General features: G+C 54.9%; 7 protein-coding genes. 4 read left to right on the top strand and 3 right to left on the bottom strand.

The genetic code is table 11. The features are described from left to right. On the bottom strand, window positions 1-357 hold a 357-nt coding region (locus RTY00_RS14695; protein WP_312664946.1), incomplete at its 3' end, for a DUF533 domain-containing protein. Between the two features lie 161 nt (window positions 358-518). On the opposite strand from RTY00_RS14695, the gene purT reads away from it, so the two are divergent. Next, window positions 519-1,697 (top strand): formate-dependent phosphoribosylglycinamide formyltransferase, encoded by a 1,179-nt coding sequence (gene purT, locus RTY00_RS14700; RefSeq protein ID WP_312182250.1) that lies wholly within the window; start codon window positions 519-521, stop codon window positions 1,695-1,697. 135 nt (window positions 1,698-1,832) lie between these two features. On the opposite strand, the gene RTY00_RS14705 is transcribed toward purT, so the two are convergent. After that, complete coding sequence (locus RTY00_RS14705) at window positions 1,833-2,474, bottom strand: bifunctional 4-hydroxy-2-oxoglutarate aldolase/2-dehydro-3-deoxy-phosphogluconate aldolase (RefSeq protein WP_008110463.1); 642 nt, start codon at window positions 2,472-2,474, stop codon at window positions 1,833-1,835. Between the two features lie 187 nt (window positions 2,475-2,661). Then, window positions 2,662-4,137 (bottom strand): glucose-6-phosphate dehydrogenase, encoded by a 1,476-nt coding sequence (gene zwf, locus RTY00_RS14710; RefSeq protein WP_036650196.1) that lies wholly within the window; start codon window positions 4,135-4,137, stop codon window positions 2,662-2,664. Window positions 4,138-4,508: 371 nt separating this feature from the next. On the opposite strand from zwf, the gene RTY00_RS14715 reads away from it, so the two are divergent. From RTY00_RS14715 to RTY00_RS14725, 3 genes are all read left to right on the top strand, one after another. Beyond that, the gene (locus tag RTY00_RS14715) at window positions 4,509-5,363 is read left to right on the top strand and encodes a MurR/RpiR family transcriptional regulator (protein WP_061718589.1); all 855 of its coding nucleotides are present in this window, start codon (window positions 4,509-4,511) and stop codon (window positions 5,361-5,363) included. A 107-nt stretch (window positions 5,364-5,470) separates the two neighbouring features. Next, window positions 5,471-6,913 (top strand): pyruvate kinase, encoded by a 1,443-nt coding sequence (gene pyk / locus RTY00_RS14720; RefSeq protein WP_008110470.1) that lies wholly within the window; start codon window positions 5,471-5,473, stop codon window positions 6,911-6,913. 86 nt (window positions 6,914-6,999) lie between these two features. After that, the coding region (locus RTY00_RS14725) for an MFS transporter (RefSeq protein WP_312664947.1) at window positions 7,000-8,159 on the top strand (1,160 nt) is incomplete at its 3' end.

The following is an 8,159-nucleotide window of genomic DNA, read 5'->3' on the forward strand; positions in this document are numbered from 1 at the left end:
CTGATCGTCAATATGACCGTCACTTTTCGCCGCGAACACCAGCGCCGTGACTAAACGCTCTGCGCGTTGATCCATCGGCGTTTGCAACTGGCCGAAACCCGCATCGTCCTGATGGGTTTCACGTATGCGCTGTTTGTATTTGTTCCACAGCAGCGCGCCTGCAGCCGCGCCGCCGCCCAACAACAAGGCTTTGCCGCCATATTTGGTCAGCAACTTACGCGTGGATTTACTGCCCACCAGCAATCCCGCCAGCCCGCCTAATGCGCCGGGTGCCAGCATGTCACTTAAGCCGCCCGACTTTCCGCCACCGCCCTTCTTCGCCAGCACCGATTGAATTTGCTGTAGCCAATTACTCATCGTTTAACTCCCGTTTAATTTTCCGTTCTCCATGCTGCCGCAGGCTGTGTCAGTTAACGTCAGAGCGGGAAAAGTAAGGCAAACCTGATCGTGGCGAAAGCGTGAGTACGCAAACGTTTTCGTTTATACTGCGCGCGCATTTTGACTGCTAAGGTGAAATTATGACGACTCTCGGAACCGCGCTGCGCCCTGCCGCTACGCGTGTCATGCTGTTAGGTTCAGGCGAATTAGGCAAAGAAGTGGCACTTGAGTGCCAGCGTCTGGGTGTGGAAGTGATCGCGGTGGATCGTTATGCCGATGCGCCGGCGATGCATGTGGCGCATCGCAGCTATGTGATCAACATGCTGGACGGCGACGCGCTGGCCGCACTGATTGCCCAGGAAAAGCCGCACTTCGTGGTGCCAGAAATTGAAGCCATCGCCACCGAAAAACTGCTGGAGCTGGAAGCGCAAGGTCAGAAAGTGGTGCCGACCGCACGCGCTGCACGTCTGACCATGAACCGCGAAGGCATTCGTCGTCTGGCAGCGGAAGAGTTGTCGTTACCGACCTCGACTTACCAGTTTGCTGACAGCAAAGAGAATTTTGTGGCCGCCGCTGAAGCGATTGGATTTCCGTGCATCGTTAAGCCGGTGATGAGCTCATCCGGTAAAGGTCAGAGCTTTATCCGCGAAGCCAGCCAGCTGGATAAAGCCTGGGATTATGCGCAGCAAGGCGGACGTGCCGGTGCGGGCCGCGTGATCGTTGAAGGCGTGGTGAAGTTTGATTTCGAAATCACCCTGCTGACCATCAGCGCGGTGGATGGCATCCACTTCTGCGCGCCGATTGGTCACCGTCAGGAAGATGGCGATTACCGTGAATCATGGCAGCCGCAGCAGATGAGTGAACTGGCGCTGCAGCGCGCGCAGGATATCGCCGCCAACGTGGTGAAAGCGCTCGGTGGATACGGCCTGTTTGGCGTGGAGCTGTTCGTCTGTGGTGATGACGTGGTGTTCAGCGAAGTGTCACCGCGTCCGCACGATACCGGCATGGTAACGCTGATTTCGCAGGATCTGTCCGAGTTCGCACTGCATGTGCGCGCCTTCCTCGGTCTGCCGATTGGCGGCATTCGTCAATACGGTCCAGCGGCATCGGCAGTGATTTTGCCTGAGCTGAACAGCCAGAATGTGCAGTTCGGGAATATCGAAGCTGCGCTGGGTGCCGGGTTGCAGCTGCGCCTGTTTGGTAAGCCGGAAATTGCCGGGCAGCGCCGTTTGGGTGTGGCTTTGGCGACCGGTGAAAACACCGATGACGCTATCGCGCGCGCCGTTGCCAGTGCGGCAGCGGTGAAAGTGGAAGGTTAAGTGTAAGTTGAGAGGTCGCCATGAATGGCGACCCTACCAAAACCCGCCACATTACCGTAGGGTCGCCATTCATGGCGACTGATTCACACTTAACTGGCAAGCTTTACGCCATCAATGGCAATCCGATAAACGCCGTTATGCGCGTGCCCCTTCAACCGCTTCACGCGCCAGACGCGTAATACGATCCCAGTCACCGCTTTCCAGCGCATCATTCGGTACCAGCCACGAACCGCCAATACACAGCACGCTTTTCAGCGCCAGATAATCACGGTAGTTGGCTGGCGAGATGCCGCCGGTTGGGCAGAAACGCACCTGCGGGAACGGACCACCGATCGCCGATAATGCTTTCACACCACCATTGGCTTCCGCCGGGAAGAATTTGAACTCACGCAGGCCGTAATCCATGCCGGTCATCAGTTCTGAAACCGTACTGATACCTGGAATCAATGGCACCGGACCCTCAACCGCAGCCTTCAGCAGCGATTCCGTCAATCCTGGGCTGATAACAAACTGCGCACCGGCATCAGTGACTTCTTTCAGTTGCTGAGTGTTGATCACCGTGCCCGCACCAACAATCGCTTCCGGTACTTCTTTAATCATGGCGCGCAGTGCGTCCATCGCCACCGGAGTACGCAGCGTAACTTCCAGCACGCGCACTCCGCCCGCCACCAGCGCTTTCGCCATCGGCACGGCGTGTTCCAGCTTGTTCACCACGATGACCGGCACGACCGGGCCAGTTTTCAGGATCTGTTCAGCACTTGTTTTCCAGTTCTTCATCACGTTTCCTTAGTTGCATCAGCCCGGTGTTTAGCCACGCTGTCAATAATTGGGCTCTACCATACAAGATCGGCTGGAGCGGCGTCCATCGGATATCAAAATTTTTTGAAACTCAGGTTCACTTTTAAGAAAAATGAATTTTGGCCGAAAAAAAGCCCGCACATTAGGCGGGCTCAGCAGGATTTGTTTATTCAAACTCGTTCCAGGAACGGCCATCGCGGGTAATCATTGCGACAGAGGCAACCGGTCCCCACGTTCCCGCCTGATACGGCTTCGGCGCTTCGGCATCGGCATTCCAGGCATCAATGATCGAATCCACCCAGCCCCACGCCGCTTCCACTTCATCACGACGCACAAACAGCGCCTGAATACCGCGCATGGTTTCCAGCAGCAGACGCTCGTAAGCATCGGCCAGATGCGACTGGTTGAAGGTTTCGGAGTAGCTCAGATCCAGCTTAGTGGTCTGCAGTTTATGCTTGTGGTCGAGTCCCGGCACTTTGTTGAGGATTTCGATATCCACGCCTTCGTCTGGCTGCAGACGAATGGTCAGCTTGTTCTGCGGCAGTTCAGCGTACGAATCTTTGAACAGGTTCATCTCAGGATTCTTGAAGTACACCACCACTTCAGAGCATTTGGTTGGCAAGCGCTTGCCGGTACGCAGATAGAACGGCACGCCAGCCCAACGCCAGTTGTCGATATCCACGCGGATAGCCACGAAGCTTTCAGTGGCGCTCTGCTTGTTCGCGCCCTCTTCTTCCAGATAGCCCGGCACTTTCTTGCCCTGCACAAAGCCAGCGGTGTACTGACCACGCACGGTTTTCTCGCGCACGTTGGTTTGATCAATACGGCGCAGTGAGCGCAGCACTTTCACTTTCTCATCACGAATCGCATCCGCGCTCAGATCGGATGGCGGCGACATGGCAATCATGGTGAGGATCTGCAACAGGTGGTTCTGGATCATGTCACGCATCTGGCCGGCTTTGTCGAAGTAACCCCAACGGCCTTCAATGCCCACCTCTTCCGCCACGGTGATCTGCACGTGATCGATGGTGCGGTTGTCCCAGTTGTTGACGAAGATGGAGTTGGCAAAACGCAGCGCCAGCAGGTTAAGCACCGTCTCTTTACCCAGATAGTGGTCAATACGGAACACCTGACCTTCTTCAAAGTATTTGCCAACGCTGTCATTGATCTCTTGCGAGGTTTCCAATGAGGTGCCGAGCGGCTTTTCCATTACTACACGCGCCGGTTTGGCATTCAGCTTGGCGGCGCCAAGACCGTCACAGATCGCGCCAAAGGTGCTTGGCGGCATGGCGAAATAGTTGATGGTGACGCGGTTTTTCTGGTCAAGCATTTTGCCCAGTTTGGTGAAATGCGAGGTGTCATTTACGTCGAGGTTACAGAAGTCGAGACGGCTGCTGAGTGTGTCCCACAGCGCTTCATCAATCTTCTCTTTCATGAAGGTTTCCAGCGCTTCACGCACCACTTTGGTGTACGCGGCTTTGTCCCAATCCGCGCGACCCACGCCAATAATGCGAGTGGTTTCATGAATCTGACCGGCTTTTTCCAGCTGATACAGTGATGGCAACAGTTTACGGCGCGCTAAATCGCCTTTGGCACCGAAAATCACCAGATCGCATGCCTGGGCTGTTTGTGTAACCGCCATTTTCCTCTCCTCGTTGCAGGATATACCCGGCTTGAGCGTTCTCATCAGCCGGGTCCTTATTGTAATTTTCTTACAGCACAATGTACGTTTTTCGCCGGTCCAGGACAACCCGAACACCGCGTTTTGCTGGCGTTAACTGTGAACGTAATAAAGGTGTTAAGTGTGTTGTAGCGTGCCATTTGAACACATTTTCTGTTTCGATATTTGTCGTGGCAAAACACGTCAGCGATCAAAGTATCGCAAAAAATTCGCGTTTACATTTGTCCTCCGCTGCGTGCGAGGTGCTATTACACGGTATATTCTTGGGAATTGGCAGCGATTTCATTGATTGATGAACGCGGAAAAGTGATTGACGCTCATTAGGTTAAACCATGCTGGAACAAATTCAGGCGCAACTCGATGCGTTAAGTAAATCAGAACGTAAAGTCGCAGAACAAATTCTCGCTGCACCGCAGCAGGCGATGCACTCAAGCATCGCCACGCTGGCACGCGCCGCTGACGTCAGCGAACCGACGGTGAATCGCTTCTGCCATCGTATGGGCACGCGCGGCTTTCCTGACTTCAAATTGCAGCTCGCGCAGAGCCTGGTGAAAAGCCCGAACTGGGTGAGCCGCGATGTGGAAGAAAATGACAGTGTGGAAAGTTATAGCCACAAAATTTTTGATTCCGCGTTAGCCGGCCTCAGCCGCGTGCGCCAGCAACTCGATTCTCAGGTCATTCGTCAGGCCGTTCAGGCCTTATCAAACGCCCATAAAATTGCCTTTTTTGGCCTTGGCGCCTCCGCTGTTGTCGCGCACGACGCCACCAATAAATTTTTGCGTTTTAATCTGCCGGTCATCTGGTCAGAGGATATTGTGATCCAGCGCATGAGTTGCATAAATAGTGGTCCAAATGATGTGTTTGTTCTCATCTCGCATACTGGTCGCACCAAAAATATGGTAGAACTGGCTCGCCTGGCGCGTGTAAACGCTTCCACTGTGCTGGCTATCACTTCTCCGGGTTCCCCGCTGGCGGCCGAAGCCACGCTGGCTTTAACGCTCGACGTGCCCGAAGATACCGATATCTACCTGCCAATGGTTTCCCGCCTCGCACAATTAACCGTGATTGATGTTCTGGCGACAGGGTTTACCCTTGAGCGCGGCGCCGCTTTCCGTGAAAATTTGAAACGGGTGAAAGAAGCGCTGAAAGATTCACGCCTGGAGAAACAGGCGCAGGAAAATAATTAACATCACATTCACAATGTGAGTCGAATCACAGCCCATCGATCATATAGAATAGATGAACACTACGTGTCACTTGAGAGCGACACGATACTTTGCTAACGGAGTCCTTCATGTCCAGACGTCTCAGAAGAACCAAGATCGTTACAACCCTCGGTCCAGCTACCGATCGCGACAATAACCTCGAAAAAATCATCGCGGCAGGTGCTAACGTTGTACGACTCAACTTCTCCCACGGCACACCGGAAGATCATCAGCAGCGCGCCAATAAAGTCCGTGAAATCGCGGCGAAACTGGGTCGTCACGTAGCGATCCTGGGCGACCTGCAAGGCCCAAAAATTCGCGTATCGACCTTCAAAGAAGGCAAAGTGTTCCTTAACGTTGGCGATCGTTTCCTGCTGGATGCCGACTTAAGTAAAGGTGAAGGCGACAAAGAAAAAGTCGGTATCGATTACAAAGGCCTGCCAGAAGATGTGGTGCCAGGCGACATCCTGCTGCTGGACGACGGTCGCGTACAGCTGAAAGTGTTGGAAGTTCAGGGCGTAAAAGTGTTCACCGAAGTCACCGTCGGCGGCCCGCTCTCCAACAATAAAGGCATCAATAAACTCGGCGGTGGCCTCTCTGCCGACGCGCTTACCGAAAAAGACAAGGTTGATATCGTTACCGCCGCGAAAATCGGCGTGGATTATCTGGCCGTCTCCTTCCCACGTAACGGCGAAGATATGAATTACGCACGCCGCCTGGCGCGCGACGCCGGCTGCGATGCCAAACTGGTGGCGAAAGTCGAACGTGCTGAAGCCGTTGCCTCACAGGAAGCGATGGATGACATCATCCTCGCCTCTGACGTGGTGATGGTTGCGCGCGGCGATTTGGGTGTAGAGATTGGCGATCCTGAGCTGGTGGGTATCCAGAAAGCTTTGATCCGTCGCGCACGTCAGCTGAACCGCACCATCATCACCGCAACGCAGATGATGGAGTCAATGATCACCAATCCGATGCCAACGCGTGCCGAAGTTATGGACGTGGCAAACGCCGTGTTGGATGGTACCGATGCGGTGATGCTGTCGGCGGAAACGGCTGCAGGCCAGTATCCGGCTGAAACCGTCTCAGCGATGGCGAAAGTGTGCCTCGGCGCAGAAAAAATCCCGAGCGTTAACGTTTCTAAACACCGTCTGGAAGTGCAGTTCGATAACGTCGAAGAAGCGATTGCCATGTCGGCGATGTATGCTGCCAACCATCTGCAAGGGGTATCGGCCATCATCACCATGACTGAATCGGGACGTACCGCGCTGATGACTTCACGTATCACTTCCGGTTTGCCGATCTTCGCCATGTCACGTCATGAACGTACCCTGAACCTGACCGCGCTGTATCGTGGCGTTACGCCGGTGTTCTTCGACAGCAATAATGATGGTGTTGCCGCCGCGCACGATGCAGTGAATCTGCTGCGCGAAAAAGGTTTCCTGGTTTCAGGCGACCTGGTGATTGTTACCCAGGGCGATGTGATGTCGACCACGGGCACCACCAATACCAGCCGTGTACTGCGCGTAGATTAATACGCACCACCCACAGCGGCTGTAACAACATGGACAAACGCGACTGCCTGGCAGTCGCGTTTTTATTTTTTTGACAAGGAGGCCAGATGGCCCGCTATCAACCTATCACCCAACTCACCGGGCGCGTGCTGCTGTTTCCTCTCGCGCTGGTGCTGTTTGAGTTTGCGACCTATATCGCGCATGACATGATTCAGCCCGGCATGCTGCTGGTGACGTCTGAATTCAACGTGGGTCCGGAATGGGTATCAACCTCATTAACCGCGTATCTGATGGGGGGCGTGGTGCTGCAATGGCTGCTCGGTCCGCTCTCAGACAAATATGGCCGCAGGCCGGTACTGCTGTTTGGCATTCTGTTCTTCGCCGCGGCCTGTATTCTGACAACGTGGGTTAGCAGTATTGAAGAGTTTGTCGCGCTGCGTTTTGTGCAGGGCATTAGCCTGTGCTTTATTGGCGCAGTCAGCTATGCGGCGGTGCAGGAAGCCTTTGACGAAGCGCTGGCGGTGCGCATGATGGCGCTGATGGCCAACGTCGCGCTGCTGGCACCGTTAGCCGGCCCGCTGGCCGGTGCGGCATGGCTTACCGTTGGTGAATGGCGTAGCATGTTCTGGCTGTTTGCGATTTGCAGCGTGATTGCGTTTGCCCTGCTGTGGCGCGTGATGCCGGAAACCGCTGGCGACCGCAGTCACTCTATCGCCCTGCCAACGCTGGCACGCGGCTATGCGCGTTTGGCGCGCGATCGTCAGGTGATGTACGGATCCTTTGCGATTGGGTTGGTGTTTATCCCGATCCTGACGTGGGTGGCGCTGTCGCCCGTGATTCTGATGCACGATGAAGGCTTGTCGCGCATGCAGTATGCGCTGCTGCAGTTGCCGGTATTCCTGGCGATGATTGCTGGCAACATCACGCTCGGCAAACTGGCGGGACGCGTGCCGATTGAGCAGCCAGTGAAATTTGCTGCCTGGCCAATCCTGATTGGTCTGAGCATTTCGCTGCTGGCGAACCTGCTGGATAGCCACACCTATCTGCTGCTGACTGCCGGTTTAAGTCTGTACGCTTTCGGCGCGGGCATGGTGAATGCCGGTCTGTACCGTCTGACGCTTTACTCCAGCAACGAAGGTAAAGGCAGCGTGGCGGCGATGCTCGGCATGATCAGTATTCTGACCTTAGCGGTAGGTATTGAGCTGGCGAAAAGCGGCTATTTCAGCGGCGGCACACCGTGGTTTAGCGGGATTAACTTCATGGCTGG

Origin of the sequence: Pantoea sp. CTOTU49201, from assembly GCF_032054795.1 — a bacterium.
GTDB lineage: Bacteria > Pseudomonadota > Gammaproteobacteria > Enterobacterales > Enterobacteriaceae > Pantoea > Pantoea symbiotica.